This is a genomic window from Dorea sp. 210702-DFI.3.125 (assembly GCF_020560945.1).
Lineage (GTDB): Bacteria > Bacillota > Clostridia > Lachnospirales > Lachnospiraceae > Dorea > Dorea formicigenerans.
The window spans coordinates 14,939-30,240 of the sequence record NZ_JAJCNF010000035.1 but is presented as its reverse complement, the minus strand read 5'-3'; the positions used below and the strand labels follow the sequence as shown (position 1 = coordinate 30,240).

Below are 15,302 nucleotides of genomic sequence, written 5' to 3'. Positions count from 1 at the left end.
AAGTGTCAAAGCCTCAATAATTACAATTTTATCCTTAACTTAATGACATTGTTTTGAAAAAAACCCCGTCCCCAATTGAAGTTTAACCTGTCCATTTTTGAATTGTGCAATTTTGGTACACATTTTGAAAAGGGAAAACTTATTGGCATACTGGATATTATCAATGAAATTTGTTATAATAGTGACACATATAAAAGCAGGTGATTCGAATGAAAATGGAAAAGAAAGATCCGCTATATCGAAGTTTCGGCTATGCCTTTCAGGGGATTTTTACTTGTGTCCGGAAAGAACGGAATATGAAGATTCATTGTGTGGCGGCAGTGCTTGTTGTGATTGCGGGTGTGATTTTGAAGATTTCAGCGATTGAGTGGTGCATCTGTATGGTGCTGTTCGGACTGGTCATGGCGCTGGAACATGTGAATACGGCAGTGGAAGCGGTGGTGGATATGGTGACAGAAGAATACCACCCGTTGGCGAAAGTTGCGAAAGATACCGCAGCGGGAGCAGTGCTCATTGCGGCAATTATGGCAGCAATCGCAGGGTGCATTATATTTTTGCCGAAGATAGCGCAGATATTGCAGTAATCCAATTTAGAACAAGACTTCCGTGATATAGAAGTTTTAGAATAGACGTAAAGGAGATATGACTTATGGAAAGATTAGGAGAAGGATTAAAGAAACTGGCACTTGCAGGAATCGGAACAGCAGCGTATGCAGTGGAGAAATCTGCAGATATTCTGGATACTCTTGCAAAAAAAGGTGAGGAGACAGTTGAGCAGGGAAAGGTGCTCAACAAAGAGTTAAAGCATAATGTGAAGTCTACGATCAAAGATTACAAAGCTTCCAATGGAAAGATGCATACGGTACATGAGGCAGAGGTTGTGGAAGCGGAGGTCGTAGAGGACGATGATATTCCAGGTTCAGCAACTGAGGTGGAAGATGTCGATGACCATGAGGAAACGGAGACAGAAGAAGCTGAAACTGACAGTAAAATGGAAACTGTAGAAGAAACTGAGACAGAGGAAGAATAACGTGTCCGAAAAGAAAAATGAAAATGGATACAAAGGAAGATTTCGTGAAATAGCGGCGGTTCTTCACAAGCATGAAATTTCAAAAGGAATCACTCCGGAAAAGTTGAGGTTGATTTTGGAAGACTTGGGACCGACTTTTGTTAAGGTCGGTCAGTTGATGTCTCTGAGATCAGATATTTTACCGAAGAATTATTGTGATGAATTGCAGAAGTTGTGTTCCGATGTACCTCCGATGCCTTTTTATGAGGTGGAGGAGGTGCTTCGGGACTCTTTTGGATATGAGTGGCAGGAAGAATTTGAGTGGATCGATGAGACACCGCTTGGTTCAGCGTCTATCGCGCAGGTGCATCGGGCACGGTTAAAAACTGGAGAAGAAGTGGTCATTAAGGTACAGCGAAAAGGTATTTATGAGACCATGGCGCGAGATATCGGACTCATGCACAAGCTGGTATCCCTTGTTCCACCAATCAGTATCACTGACATGGTGGATTTTAAAATGGTATTGAATGAGCTGTGGAAGGTCACTCAAGAGGAAATGAATTTCATCATTGAAGCCGGGAATATGGAAGAGTTCAAAGAGAAGAACAGGGACGTTGCATTTGTGGATACGCCGGTTCTTTTTAAAGAATACACCACGTCTTCGGTTATTGTGATGGAGTACATTGATGGTTACGCCATTGATGATAAGGAACATTTGCTGGAAGATGGCTATGATATGAATGAAATAGGAAGCAAATATGTGGACAATTTCATCAAACAGGTCATGGATGACGGTTTTTTTCATGCGGATCCGCACCCGGGAAATGTACGAATCCGGGATGGTAAAATTGTCTGGATCGACATGGGTATGATGGGACGACTTACAGAACGCGACCGGGAACAGATTGCCAAGGCAGTGGAAGGTGTTGCCCTTAATGATATCGGCATGATCCAGGATGCTGTGCTGGCGCTTGGAGAATTTCGCGGAGAGCCAGATCCAAGCCAGCTTTATAAGGACATTCGAGGTTTGATGGCAAAGTATGGAACGGCAGATATGGGAAATATTGACGTGGCAGAAGTCCTTCAGGATCTCATGGATGTCATGAAGGAAAATAAAATCACCATGCCCCACGGACTGACTATGCTGGCGAGAGGACTTGCTCATGTAGAGGGGGTGCTTGCGGATATCAGTCCGCAGATTAATATGGTAGAGATTGCAGCATCCCGGCTGAAAAGTCAGTTTATCCAGAATCATGACTGGAAAAAAGAAGCAAAATCCGGGGCGAAGAGCATTTATCTGTCTATGAGAAAAGCAGTGGATATTCCGGCTCTTGTGGCAGATCTTTTAGACGGTTACATGAAAGGTCAGACGAGGATCAATCTGGATCTGCATGCAGGAGAAGACCTGGCGAATTTGTTGCGCCGCGTCACGAGAAATGTGGTCATGGGTCTTTGGGTCATGGCGCTACTTATTAGTTCCAGCATTATCTGCACGACAGATATGAAGCCGAAGATTCTGGGCATCCCGGCACTTGGTGCAATTGGATACTTAGGCGCATCTGTAATTGTACTCTATGTGTTTATAAAACACATTTTTTCAAGAAAATGATCGAGCCTGAGGCAGAGGCAGCCTGAGGCTTGGAAAGCTATGCTTCAATATCTGAAAAGTGATAAGGAATAAAATATGAGGAGAGGTTAAAATGGAAGTACAGTCGGTTATTAATGAGTCAGCATTAAAAGAGGCGAGAAAATATCTGATCAAGCCGGGAATCCGTAAGATCAGTGCAATTGCCAGTGCAGCATTTGTGCTGCTGGCAGCATATTGTATGTTGGCAGGAAGACCGTCTACGATGTTGCTGGCAGTATTTGCAATTGTCATTTTTTATGGGGAATTAAAAATGATCGAGAGCAAACAGATTAAAGGATTCCTGAAAAAATTGGATGAGCTTTATGGAAAAAAAGAAGTGATCGCACCAATTGTATTTCGTGATGCAGATATTCTGATCCAGAATCCGCTTTCCGGTGGGAAAAATGCAGTCAGATATGAAGTTATGGATACATTAATTGAGACAGAGCATTATTTCCTTCTCTTTACAAAGGAGTGGCAGATCACAATCATTGAGAAAGATGGAATGGATTCAGGAGAAAAAGACAGGTTCTTGAAAATGATGGAAGAAAAGATGCCGGGCTTAAAGAGAAAATATGGAAAGAAATAATCCAGAATATATGTAAAATGGAGAAAATACAGAAGTAGGATTTAAAGGCAATTTTTATTATGGAGAGAGATTTGACGAGTGGCAGTGTGTTCAAGACGGTAGTTTATTTTTCTTTACCGTACTTGCTGTCATACTTTTTACAGACATTATATGGAATGGCAGATCTGTTCATTGTAGGGCAGTTCGGAGGAGTCAGCAGTACGACAGCAGTGTCGATCGGAAGTCAGATCATGCATATGTTAACGGTAATGATAGTGGGACTTGCCATGGGTTCGACAGTGATGATCGGTCGTAGTATCGGTGCAAAAAATAAACGGCAGGCAGCGGAATGTATCGGAAATACGGTGACGATGTTTATGGGAATATCTATGGTTCTGATGGCAGTCCTTCTTGTGCGTGTCCGACCAATTGTGGGAATAATGTCTACTCCGGCGGAGGCAGTAGAAGGGACAGTTCGTTATCTGACTATTTGTTTTATAGGGATTCCTTTTATCACAGCTTATAATATTATCAGCTCCATTTTCCGGGGGATGGGGGATTCTAAGAGTCCGATGTATTTTATTGCGGTGGCATGTGCGGCCAATATCGGATTGGATTATCTGTTTATTGGGTTGCTGGGGTTGGATGCAGCCGGTGCTGCCCTTGGAACGACGATCGCACAGGCAATCAGTGTAGTTGTATCGATGGTTGTGATTTTGAAAAGAAAGAGTGGAATTCGTTTGGAAAAATCGGATTTCAGACCGAAACGCATGACCATGAAAAATATTTTAAAGGTCGGAATTCCGGTGTGCCTGCAGGACGGTTTCATCCAGGTATCTTTTGTTGTAATCACGATTTTTGCAAACCAGCGAGGACTGACTGATGCGGCAGCAGTTGGAATTGTGGAGAAGATTATCAGTATTTTATTCCTTGTTCCATCGTCTATGATGTCTACAATCTCAGCACTTGTGGCGCAGAATATCGGAGCGGGAAAACACGACCGTGCAAAGCTGACATTAAAATATGTGCTGATGATTACGGTGACATATGGATTAATTATGACGATTATCATACAGTTTGTGTCAGTTCCGCTGGTAGGATTATTTACAAATGATGGTGCAGTTGCAGTAAGTGGAGCCGGATATCTTCGCAGCTATGCGTCAGACTGCATTTTCGCAGGAATTCATTTCTGCCTGAGTGGATATTTCTATGCATATGGTCTGTCAGTGATTTCGTTCATTCATAATTCGATATCGATTGTGTGTGCGAGAATCCCACTATCCTACTATGCGTCAGTGCATTTTAAGGATACGCTGTTCCCAATGGGATGTGCAGCTCCGGCAGGCTCACTCATTTCTGTGGTGATTTGTGTTGGTGCCTTTATCTGGCTGGAGCACCACGAAGATAAGTATCAAAATACATAGTAAATGCATTGATTTTGATATCTGTAATGTATTGTTTATTAGTCTCAAATTCCGTCTCGTTTTTTGCACCTTTTCTATTGATTTTGCAGTTGAATCAAGATAAAATCGGTTGTAAAAGTGAGGCAAAACGGAACAAAAAAGAGGAGGCGGAATATGAATCAGGCAGATATTGAAAAATATGCATTTTTGTATTTTTGTGGAGAGAAGGACAGAGATATTTTACTTGAAAATAGAAAAATGACATTTGAGGATTTGGAGCGGTTTAGTTATCTGACAGATCTTTTCGGGTTTCAGAAATATCATGCACAGATCTGGAACAAATTTTCCGGGCAGTTTGAAGAAAAATTCGAGGCGTTGGAACATTTATATGAAGAAAGTGCAGATATTGTTCGAGACAATTATATTTCACAAGATCAGGAAGTTTTAAACGATACTGACCAACAGACACAATGGAAAAATGATTTCTTAAGAAATGCACCTTGCCATAACTTAAAGTTATGACAAACTGCGCTTTTTATATATTTTTCAAATCTTCTTTTCTCTTGTATAGTGTAATGCATGAAGAGGATAACAAAAAACATGGGAAAAGGAGATTTTGATATGATTCAGATAAAGTATGATATTGTAGGTTCTTTCCTCCGCCCGGAGGCAATTAAAAAAGCGAGAGCAGAGTTTAAAAGTGGTGCAATCACAAGAGAAGATTTGAAAAAGGTTGAGGACGAGGAGATTGCAAAGCTGGTTAAAAAAGAAGTGGAGCATGGCCTTCCATTTATCACAGATGGAGAGTTCCGCCGCCGCTGGTGGCATCTGGACTGGCTGAAAGAGTTCGATGGATTTGATACAATTCATTTTACGAAGGAAATCAATGGAACGAGCAATGAAATCGAGCTTGGAACAGTGACAGGAAAGATTTTCTATGACAAGAATAAGGTTCACCCGGAGGTGGAAGCATGGGATTATCTTCACAGGCTGGCATCCCAGTATGAAGGCGTGACTGCGAAGAAATGTATTTCCGGTCCGAATATGATTCTGATCGATCACTTCCTTCAGCTTGGCAACAAAGAAACTCCGTATTACGAAAGAGATTTAAAAGCTTTGATTGATGATATTGCAAAGGCTTATCAGGATGCAATTTTGGATTTTTATGATCATGGATGCCGTTATCTGCAGATTGACGATACTTCATGGACCTACCTGATCGATGAGAAGTTTTTACAGAAAGTAGAAGCACTTGGTTATACGCAGAAAGAGGTGTTGAACTGGTTTTGGAATGTGTCCACAAAAGCACTGGAAAAGAAGCCGGTTGATATGGTTGTTGCAACACATTTCTGCAAAGGAAATTTCAAAGGGAATCCGTTATTTTCTGGATTTTATGATGCAGTGGCACCAGTCATTGCAGACATTCCGTATGATGCATTCTTTGTAGAGTATGACGATGCGCGCTCAGGTTCTTTTGAACCTTGGAAAGTGTTAAAAGATAAGGACGCTCTCTTTGTGGCAGGTCTGATCTCCACAAAGAATCCTGTTCTGGAAGACCACGATGAAATTAAGAAACGTTATGAGGAAGCAAAAGCGGTAGTGGGAGAGCAGATTGCACTCTCCCCGCAGTGTGGATTTGCTTCCGTGGAAGAAGGAAACTGTATTGACGAAGAGACGCAGTGGAAGAAGATAGACCTTCTCGTATCCTGCAAGGACTTCTTATAAGAAATCTGTTTGCCAGGCAGACTGAAAATTCACATTGAGGATTATGAATGAGTCTTGAAAATATATATCAGCTGACTAAATGAGAAAATCACTTATTTAGTCGGCTTTTTAGCGTGTGTGCATATGACAAAAGGGTCTGGAAAGCTTAGCAGAGTGCCGAAACTCCATAGTTTCTTAAGGAAACTCATAAATTTTATTAAGATATTCTAAAGTATGTTGTTATTTTATTTTCTGCGTATAAAATAGGTATTATGAACAAATTAAGCAGAGAGAAAATGTGTAAAAAAGAGAAAAAAGAAATCTTAAGAATTTTATTGCCACCGATATTTACATTTTTGTTGAATTCTGTGGTATACTGGAGTGCACCCTTAATCAAAACAGGAATTGTGGTACACAATCTGTCGAGTTCTGTTGACAGGATTGTTCCATTTATGCCGCAATTCATCATAATTTATTTTGGATGCTATATATTCTGGGTTGTGAATTATCTACTCATTGCGGCGCAGAAAGAGGAACACAGGTATCAATTTTTTACTGCTGACTTTTATGCGCGGCTGATCTGTTTTGTCTGTTTTGTATTTTTCCCAACTACAAATACAAGACCGGAACTTACAGGCAGTGATATCTTTACTGGTGCAGTTCGTTTCCTGTACCAGATTGACAAGCCGGTAAATTTGTTTCCGTCTATTCACTGTATGGCGAGCTGGTTTTGCTGTATAGGACTTAGAAAATGTGAAAATGTTCCAAAGTGGTACCAAAATTTGTCTGAGATTATCGCAGTTCTGGTATTTATTTCTACCCTTGCGCTCAGACAGCATGTACTGGTTGATGTATTTAGTGGAATTTTGGTGGCAGAAGTAACATGGCAGATCAGCAGACGTACGAATGGATATCGGATTTATCAGAGAATCATTGAAAATATGTCAGATTGGCTGCAACATATCATTAACCGGCTGAAACATGTATGGAAGGATTTGTTTTTTCGGGCCAAAAGGAAACAGCTGACAGGGGGAAGGAAGAATGGCAGATAAGAAAAAAATGATATTTAATATAGTATTCCTGATCCTTGTATTTGCCGGAACACTGTATGGCGTCTTTCACGGGGAGGATCTTGGAAAAATCGTCCACATTGTGAAGACTGTGGATCCTCTTTGGCTGATTCCGGGTGTGATCTGTGTCGTGATTTTTATCTGGGGTGAATCCATCATCATTTTTTATATGATGCACACGCTTGGAATCAAACTGAAAAAATGGACCTGTTTTTTATTTTCTTCGGTCGGTTTTTTCTTTAGCTGTATTACTCCGTCAGCGACAGGCGGACAGCCGGCTCAGATATATTATATGAAAAAAGAGAAGATTCCGATTCCGGTGTCTACGCTTGTTCTTATGATCGTGACTATTACATATAAGCTGGTACTTGTGGTAATCGGAGTTACACTGACAATTTTTGGTCAGGGCTTTATTAAGGCACACCTTTACCGGGTTCGTCACATTTTTTATCTGGGGACGGCACTCAATGTATTCTGTGTGTCAGGAATGCTGGTACTTGTATTTCATCCGATGCTTGCAAGATCAATTCTTGTAAAAGGACTTGACCTTCTGGAAAAAATGCATTTGATGAAGAAAAAGAGTTCAAGACTTGAAAAGTTGAATGCTTCTATGGATCAGTACCGTGCAACGGCGGTGTATCTGCGGGAGCATGTATGGGTGCTTGTGGAAGTGTTTGCAATTACAGTATTCCAGAGATTTGCATTATTCGCGGCAACCTGGTTTGTATATAAAGCATTTGGACTCTCCGGAAGTTCTGCATTTGTCATAATTATATTGCAGGGAACCATCTCTGTGGCTGTGGATATGTTGCCGCTGCCAGGAGGAATGGGAATCAGCGAACAGTTATTTTTAAGAATATTTTTACCGGTTTTTGGAAGTCAATTACTGCTTCCGGGAATGCTCTTAAGCCGTGGCCTGGGATATTACACCGAGCTGCTCTTAAGTGCACTGCTTACAATTGTTGCGAATTTTACAATAGGAAGAAATGTTAAAAAGGGATAAGAAAGTTGAGGAAAATGAATGATGTTAGGTGTATATGATTACACAGTAGTGCTGACTTATGTAAGTGTATTGATTTCGATGGGAGGAATGCTGTTTTCTATGAATGGTTATCCGAGAATGGCGATTGTCTGTCTGGCACTGTCAGGATTTTGTGATATGTTTGACGGCAAGATTGCCCGGACGAAAAAAAATCGTACTGAAGTGGAGAAAAAGTTTGGAATTCAGATTGATTCGTTGGCAGATATTATCTGTTTTGGTGTGGGTCCGACATTGATCGCATATCGTATGGGAATGAACCATGGTATCGGAGTTACGATTCTGATGTTCTATGTGCTGGCAGGACTGATTCGTCTGGCATGGTATAATGTGTCTGAAGAAATCCGTCAGGAAGAGACCACGGAAAACAGGGAATGTTATCAAGGACTTCCGATTACTTCTATGGCAGTTGCACTTCCTATTTTATATGTGTTCCGTCCGATACTTGGCAAAGATTTTATCATTGCCTTGCATGCGCTTGTACTGATCGTCGGACTTTTATTTATCACAAATTTCAGACTCCGCAAGCCGAAGAAGCTGGGACAGACTGTCATGGTTGTCATTGTCGCACTGGCAGTGCTGCATGGACTGCATATCTGGTAGAGAATTCCTGCAAAGCCAGGTGGAATCGTGAAAGAATATATGAGAGATTGAACATTAAGTGAGGGAAAAGACATGGCTGTGACATATATCACTCGTGATGGAACGAAAATAGACGGAACGACTGGACAGGATCACCTGTTAGAAGTTATTTATGGTCATGCGCTGACCAGAATGCTGCTCCGCCCATTTTTGTCTCCGGCAGTTTCTGATATTTGTGGAAAGTTTTTAAGTACAAGACTTTCCAGGAGGATAATCCCTTCCTTTGTAAAAAAGAATCACATTGATCTTGGCATTTATGAAAAGCAGGAATTTGATTCCTATAATGCATTTTTTACAAGGAAGATCAAGGCGGAGCAAAGACCGATCAATGAACAGAAAAATATTCTGATCAGCCCAAGCGACGGAAAAGTCACTGCATATCCAATCACGCAGAAAGGGAGATTCTGGATCAAACACACACAGTACTCGGCAGCGCAGCTTTTAAAAGATGAGCGTTTGGCAGAACGTTATATGGGCGGCTGGATTTATGTGATCCGTCTGACAGTGGATGATTATCACCGGTACTGCTATGTGGCAGATGGACGAAAGTCAAGGCAGCGGAAGATTCGCGGCGTACTTCATACAGTGAACCCAGTGGCAAATGATTACTATCCAATTTACAAAATGAATTCGAGGGAATACTGTCTTCTAAAGACAAAGGAGCTAGGAACAATCCTTCTTATGGAAGTAGGAGCTTTGATGGTTGGAAAAATCAATAATCATGAAGAAGATTCTGCTCAGGTAAAACGTGGTGACGAAAAAGGAATGTTCGAATTCGGTGGTTCTACGATTGTGGTGATGACAGAGCCTGGCATGGCAGAACCGGACAAGGATATTATCCACAATACAAAAGCACAGGCAGAGACATTGGTAAAAATGGGCGAGCCTATTGGTTGTAAATATGAATAATTCCGGGCGTTAAAAAAATATAATCTTATGTTGACATTATAAAAAATGAGTGTTATATTACAAGTAGAACAAAAGAGAGTTCTGAAGTAATCGAGAAATTATGTTTTATGGCAGATATGATTACCCCACAGGTAAATTCCTGTGGGGTAATTTAAGATATCAGAGGGTATCAGAATACAATCTGCAGACATTCTTGAATATGAAAAACAGCAAACTAAGGGAGGAACAGATTATGTCAGCAAAAAGAGATTATTATGAAGTCCTAGGAGTTAGCCGGGATGCAGACAAGAACACAATAAAAAAGGCATATCGGAAACTGGCAAAAAAATACCACCCGGATACAAATCAGGGAAATGCACAGGCGGCAGAGCGCTTCAAGGAAGCAACAGAAGCCTACAATATATTAAGTGACCCGGAAAAGAAAAAAATGTATGACCAGTTTGGTCATGCTGCATTCGATGGAAGCGGTGCAGCAGGTGGTGCTTATGGTGGCGCTTATAGCAGAAATGGAGGCGGTACTTACCAGTATGCAGGACCGGACGGTACATTCCATGAATATCATTTTGAAGGAAATGGCGATATGGACGATTTCCTGAAGAACATTTTTGGAGGAAGCTTTGGTGGCTTTGGCGGCGCTGCAAGAAGTTCTTCGAAAGGATCAAGGAGTGGCTTTAGTGGAAGTGGCTTTGGCGGCACTGGTTTTAGTGGAAGTGGCTTTGGAGGAAGCGGCTTTAGTGGAAGTGGCTTTGGCGAAAGTGGATCGTATGGAAATTACAGCCAGGACGGAGCAGATGTTACAGCAGAAATTACAGTAGGATTTGACGAAGCTGCCTTTGGTTGTGAGAAAGTCATACATTTGACGGAAAATAATGGCAAAGCAGTAGGCAAAGCATTGAAGGTAAAGATTCCGGCCGGCATTGATACGGGTAAGAGTATTCGGCTTCGCGGAAAAGGAAATCCGGGAATCAATGGCGGAAAAGCAGGAGATCTTCTTCTGAAAGTGAAAGTCGCATCAAAACCAGGATATGAACGGAAGGGCATGGATGTTTACACAACAGTCAGAGTTCCATTCACAACAGCAGTACTTGGCGGTGAGGCGAAGGTTGAGACACTTCACGGAAATGTATTGTGTAAGATTAATCCGGGAACTCAGTCCGGAACAAAGATTCGTTTGAGAGGCAAAGGAATTGTTTCTATGAAAGATAAGAATCAGCATGGAGATCAATATGTGACGGTCCAGATTGATGTGCCTGGAAATCTGAGCGAAGAAGCAAAAAGAAAATTAAGAGAATTCGAAGTAGCATGTAAGAAAGGACAACAAGGTGTAGCATAATAATAAAAGAATAGATTTATAATATAGATTTACAGGATAAACCTAAACCTACAGTTTAACGAATTACTGTGTTCGTGTATTGACGCTTTCTTAAGAAAAGCTTATAATGAACAAAGATATTGCCTGCGTAGATATTGCTTGCGTAGATATTGCTTGCTTTGAATCTACGCTTTAAGCATAGATAATATAAGGAAAGCGGGCAGATTATAAAGACATGTAATTGTATATGGATACAGATTATGTAAAATATATGCTAAGGAGAACAAAAAATGAAGAAAATTATCTTAACCGGTGACAGACCAACAGGACGTCTTCATGTGGGACATTATGTAGGATCACTGCAGGAGCGTGTGAAATTGCAGAATTCCGGTGATTATGATGAAATCTATATTATGATTGCAGATGCTCAGGCATTGACAGACAATGCGGAACATCCAGAGAAAGTAAGACAGAATATTATGAATGTGGCACTGGATTATCTTGCTTGCGGAATCGACCCGGCAAAATCTAATATTTTCATTCAGTCTATGGTTCCGGAACTGACAGAGCTTACATTTTATTATATGAATCTGGTTACAGTGTCCAGGGTACAGAGGAACCCTACAGTAAAAGCCGAGATTCAGCAGAGAAATTTTGAGGCAAGCATTCCGGTCGGATTTTTCTGCTATCCGATCAGTCAGGCAGCAGATATCACGGCGTTTCGTGCAACAACTGTACCGGTAGGAGAGGATCAGCTGCCGATGCTGGAGCAGTGTAAAGAAATCGTACACAAATTCAACAGCGTGTATGGTGAGACACTGACAGAGCCAGATATTATTCTTCCATCTAACAAAGCATGCCTGAGACTGCCGGGAATCGACGGTAAGGCAAAGATGAGTAAATCACTTGGAAATTGTATTTACCTGTCAGATGAAGCAGAAGACATTAAGAAAAAAGTTATGTCCATGTTCACAGATCCGAATCACTTAAGAGTCGAAGATCCAGGGCAGGTAGAAGGCAACCCGGTATTCATTTATCTTGATGCATTCTGCAAGCAGGAATATGTAGACGAATTTCTTCCAGATTATGCAAACCTGGAGGAACTGAAAGAACATTACAAACGCGGTGGACTTGGAGATGTAAAAGTAAAAAAATTCCTGAACAATGTAATGCAGGCAGAACTTGCACCAATCCGCGAGAGAAGAAAATCATGGGAGAAGAGACTTCCGGATGTATACGACATTCTCAAAGAAGGAAGCAAGGTTGCAGAGGCAAAAGCTGCAGAAACACTTCGAGATGTAAAAAATTCTATGAAGATAAACTATTTTGAAGATCCAGACTTTTTGAAATAATTGGAATTGTTTTGACGATTACAAAAAGGGACAGGTTAAAGTTTAATTGGGGACGGGGTTTTTTTGAAAAAACCCCGTCCCCAATTATATATTTTCAAAATTGTATATATAATATTACTAGCGATTTTGGGTAGAAAGAGGTTTTTAAATGCATACGTTAAAGAGATTTATTCAATATTATACGCCGTACAAAGCTGTTTTTTTCTTAGATCTTGTCTGTGCAGCGATAATCAGCCTGGTGGATCTGGCTTTTCCTCAGATTTTACGGACACTTACGAGGACGTTGTTTGTGAAAAATGCGTCTTCAATTATGCGTAATCTTGTACCGATTGGGATTGTGTTGTTCTTGATTTATGTTCTTCAGGCATGTTGTAAATATTATGTCAGCTATCAGGGGCATATGATGGGAGCGCACATGGAGCGCGATATGCGCCAACAATTATTTGATCATTATGAAAAATTATCGTTTTCTTATTATGATCAGAACAATTCCGGACAGATGATGAGTAAACTGGTATCGGATCTGTTTGATATTGCGGAGTTTGCGCATCACGGACCGGAGAATTTATTTATCTCGCTGATTAAAATTATCGGCTCTTTTGTATTTTTATTCCTGATCAACTGGAAGCTTGCGATCCCGCTTCTTGTAATGGTTGTATTTATGATTTTCTTTTCGGGCAGCCAGAACCGGAAGATGCAGACAACATTTATGGATAACAGGCAGAAAATCGGGAACGTGAATTCCAGTTTGCAGGATACGCTTGCTGGAATCCGTGTCGTACAGTCTTTTGCAAATGAAGAGATTGAGCGGGAGAAGTTCATGGAGAGCAATCATGGATTTCTTTTATCTAAGAAAGCGAACTATCAGTGTATGGGAAGCTTTATGAGTGGAAATCTGTTCTTTCAGGGCATGATGTATCTGATTACGCTTGTATTTGGAGGCTGGCTCATAGCCCATGGTCAGATGGAAGTATCTGATCTTGCTATGTATGCGCTTTATATCGGAATCTTTATCAGTCCGATTCAGATTCTTGTGGAGCTGACTGAGATGATGCAGAAAGGTCTGTCCGGATTTCGGAGATTTCTGGACGTGGTCGAGACAGAGCCTGAGATTACGAATGCACCGGATGCAGAGCTGCTTGATGACGTGAAGGGAGATGTGAATTATGAAAATGTTTTCTTTCATTATAGTGATGATGATACGCCGGTTCTGGAAAATGTATCGTTCCATATTCCGGCTGGAAAATCAATTGCGTTGGTTGGTCCTTCTGGAAGTGGCAAGACAACAATTTGTTCCCTGCTTCCAAGATTTTACGATGTAACAGGTGGAAAGATTACGGTTGACGGAAAAGATGTGAGAAAGCTGACCCTTGAGAGTCTGCGTAATCAGATTGGTCTTGTGCAGCAGGATGTTTATCTTTTCTGTGGAAGTATCCGTGAAAATATTGCATATGGTAAGCCTGACGCTACGATGGAAGAGATTGAAGATGCGGCAAAGAAAGCCAATATCCATGACTTTATTATGGAACTTCCGGATGGATATGAAACATTTGTCGGAGAAAGAGGAACCCGGCTTTCCGGTGGACAGAAGCAGAGAATTTCTATTGCCAGAGTTTTCCTTAAGAATCCGCCAATCCTGATTCTGGATGAGGCGACCAGTGCATTGGACAATGAAAGTGAACGTTGGATCCAGCAGAGTCTTGAAGAGTTGGCAAAGAATCGTACAACCATTACAATTGCACATCGTTTGTCCACAATCCGTAATGCAGATGAGATTCTGGTCGTTGCTGACAATGGAATAGCAGAGCGTGGAACACACGATGAGTTAATCGCACGTGGTGGTATTTATGCACATTATTATGAAATGTCATAGTTTTTACAAAATGTAGATAAAATTGGCACATAGATTTAGATAATATGGAAATTGATGTGTCACTTAGAAAATGTTATTATAATAACAATCTTTATGATTTAAAGTATTTAGAGAATGAGGTACGTACTATGAGTTCATTAGACAAACAGATAGATTTTACGGAAAACTCATGCAAGGATTTTATTGATGTCCTTGCAAGCAGTGCCCCGATTCCGGGAGGCGGCGGAGCGTCTGCTTTAGTTGGAGCAATCGGAGTGGCACTCGGCAATATGGTGGGAAGTCTTACTGTCGGTAAGAAGCGTTATGCAGATGTAGAAGAAGATATTATCCGTTGTAAAAAAGAAGCAGATGAAATTACAAAGCGGCTTCTTGAACTTGTGGCAAAAGATGCCGAGGTCTTTGAACCATTAAGTAAAGCGTACAGTCTGCCAAAGAGTACGCCGGAAGAACTTGCAAAAAAGGAAGAAGTTATGGCAGTTGTGTTAAAAGATGCATGTGAAGTACCGCTTGAAATTATGAAAACCTGTGCAAGAGGATTAGACCTGATGAAAGAGTTTGCTGAAAAAGGAAGCCGGATTGCACTTAGTGATGCAGGAGTCGGAGCAACACTTTTGAAGTCTGCACTGCAGGGCGCGTCATTGAACATTTATATTAACACAAAATCTATGAAAGATCGTGTATTAGCTCAACAGTTGAATGATGAGACAGACAGTCTCAGAAAAACTTATGAGAAGAAGGCAGATGAAATATTTGAAAACGTATGCAATGAGATTCGTTAAGTCACGGTAATGAAA

General features: G+C 41.0%; 15 protein-coding genes. All 15 read left to right on the top strand.

Annotated features, from left to right (window positions below; translation table 11 throughout):
* The first annotated feature begins 209 nt into the window (after window positions 1-209).
* The 15 genes from LI164_RS13725 (at window position 210) to LI164_RS13655 (ending at window position 15,287) form a co-directional block, all read left to right on the top strand.
* Window positions 210-584, top strand: coding sequence for a diacylglycerol kinase family protein (locus LI164_RS13725; protein ID WP_117606626.1), 375 nt, complete (start codon window positions 210-212; stop codon window positions 582-584).
* 65 nt (window positions 585-649) lie between these two features.
* Window positions 650-1,030 (top strand): hypothetical protein, encoded by a 381-nt coding sequence (locus LI164_RS13720; protein WP_118145316.1) that lies wholly within the window; start codon window positions 650-652, stop codon window positions 1,028-1,030.
* 1 nt (window position 1,031) lies between these two features.
* Complete coding sequence (locus tag LI164_RS13715; RefSeq protein WP_227079285.1) at window positions 1,032-2,618, top strand: AarF/ABC1/UbiB kinase family protein; 1,587 nt, start codon at window positions 1,032-1,034, stop codon at window positions 2,616-2,618.
* A 91-nt stretch (window positions 2,619-2,709) separates the two neighbouring features.
* A complete protein-coding gene (locus LI164_RS13710; protein ID WP_227079284.1) occupies window positions 2,710-3,225 on the top strand; it encodes a YcxB family protein in 516 nt (171 codons plus the stop codon).
* 59 nt (window positions 3,226-3,284) lie between these two features.
* On the top strand, window positions 3,285-4,628 hold the full coding sequence (locus LI164_RS13705) for an MATE family efflux transporter (RefSeq protein WP_227087276.1): 1,344 nt from the start codon (window positions 3,285-3,287) through the stop codon (window positions 4,626-4,628).
* 153 nt (window positions 4,629-4,781) lie between these two features.
* Entirely contained in the window at window positions 4,782-5,129 is a 348-nt protein-coding gene (locus LI164_RS13700) for a hypothetical protein (RefSeq protein ID WP_227079282.1), read from the top strand.
* A 99-nt stretch (window positions 5,130-5,228) separates the two neighbouring features.
* Window positions 5,229-6,332, top strand: coding sequence for a 5-methyltetrahydropteroyltriglutamate--homocysteine S-methyltransferase (locus tag LI164_RS13695; RefSeq protein WP_227079281.1), 1,104 nt, complete (start codon window positions 5,229-5,231; stop codon window positions 6,330-6,332).
* 275 nt (window positions 6,333-6,607) lie between these two features.
* Window positions 6,608-7,363, top strand: coding sequence for a phosphatase PAP2 family protein (locus LI164_RS13690; RefSeq protein WP_227087275.1), 756 nt, complete (start codon window positions 6,608-6,610; stop codon window positions 7,361-7,363).
* Complete coding sequence (locus LI164_RS13685; RefSeq protein WP_227087274.1) at window positions 7,353-8,384, top strand: lysylphosphatidylglycerol synthase transmembrane domain-containing protein; 1,032 nt, start codon at window positions 7,353-7,355, stop codon at window positions 8,382-8,384. Before LI164_RS13690 ends, LI164_RS13685 begins: the two co-directional genes overlap by 11 nt.
* A gap of 18 nt (window positions 8,385-8,402) precedes the next feature.
* Window positions 8,403-9,023, top strand: coding sequence for a phosphatidylcholine/phosphatidylserine synthase (locus tag LI164_RS13680; RefSeq protein ID WP_147567050.1), 621 nt, complete (start codon window positions 8,403-8,405; stop codon window positions 9,021-9,023).
* A 72-nt stretch (window positions 9,024-9,095) separates the two neighbouring features.
* Window positions 9,096-9,971, top strand: a complete 876-nt coding sequence (locus tag LI164_RS13675; RefSeq protein ID WP_005333972.1) for a phosphatidylserine decarboxylase — start codon at window positions 9,096-9,098, stop codon at window positions 9,969-9,971.
* A gap of 232 nt (window positions 9,972-10,203) precedes the next feature.
* Entirely contained in the window at window positions 10,204-11,304 is a 1,101-nt protein-coding gene (locus tag LI164_RS13670; RefSeq protein WP_227087273.1) for a DnaJ C-terminal domain-containing protein, read from the top strand.
* Between the two features lie 269 nt (window positions 11,305-11,573).
* On the top strand, window positions 11,574-12,635 hold the full coding sequence (gene trpS / locus LI164_RS13665) for a tryptophan--tRNA ligase (protein ID WP_117493999.1): 1,062 nt from the start codon (window positions 11,574-11,576) through the stop codon (window positions 12,633-12,635).
* Between the two features lie 148 nt (window positions 12,636-12,783).
* Window positions 12,784-14,508, top strand: a complete 1,725-nt coding sequence (locus LI164_RS13660) for an ABC transporter ATP-binding protein (RefSeq protein WP_005333965.1) — start codon at window positions 12,784-12,786, stop codon at window positions 14,506-14,508.
* Window positions 14,509-14,636: 128 nt separating this feature from the next.
* Window positions 14,637-15,287 carry a cyclodeaminase/cyclohydrolase family protein gene (locus LI164_RS13655; protein WP_105308917.1) on the top strand — a complete coding sequence of 217 codons (651 nt, stop codon included), beginning with the start codon at window positions 14,637-14,639 and terminating at the stop codon, window positions 15,285-15,287.
* Window positions 15,288-15,302: the final 15 nt, after the last annotated feature.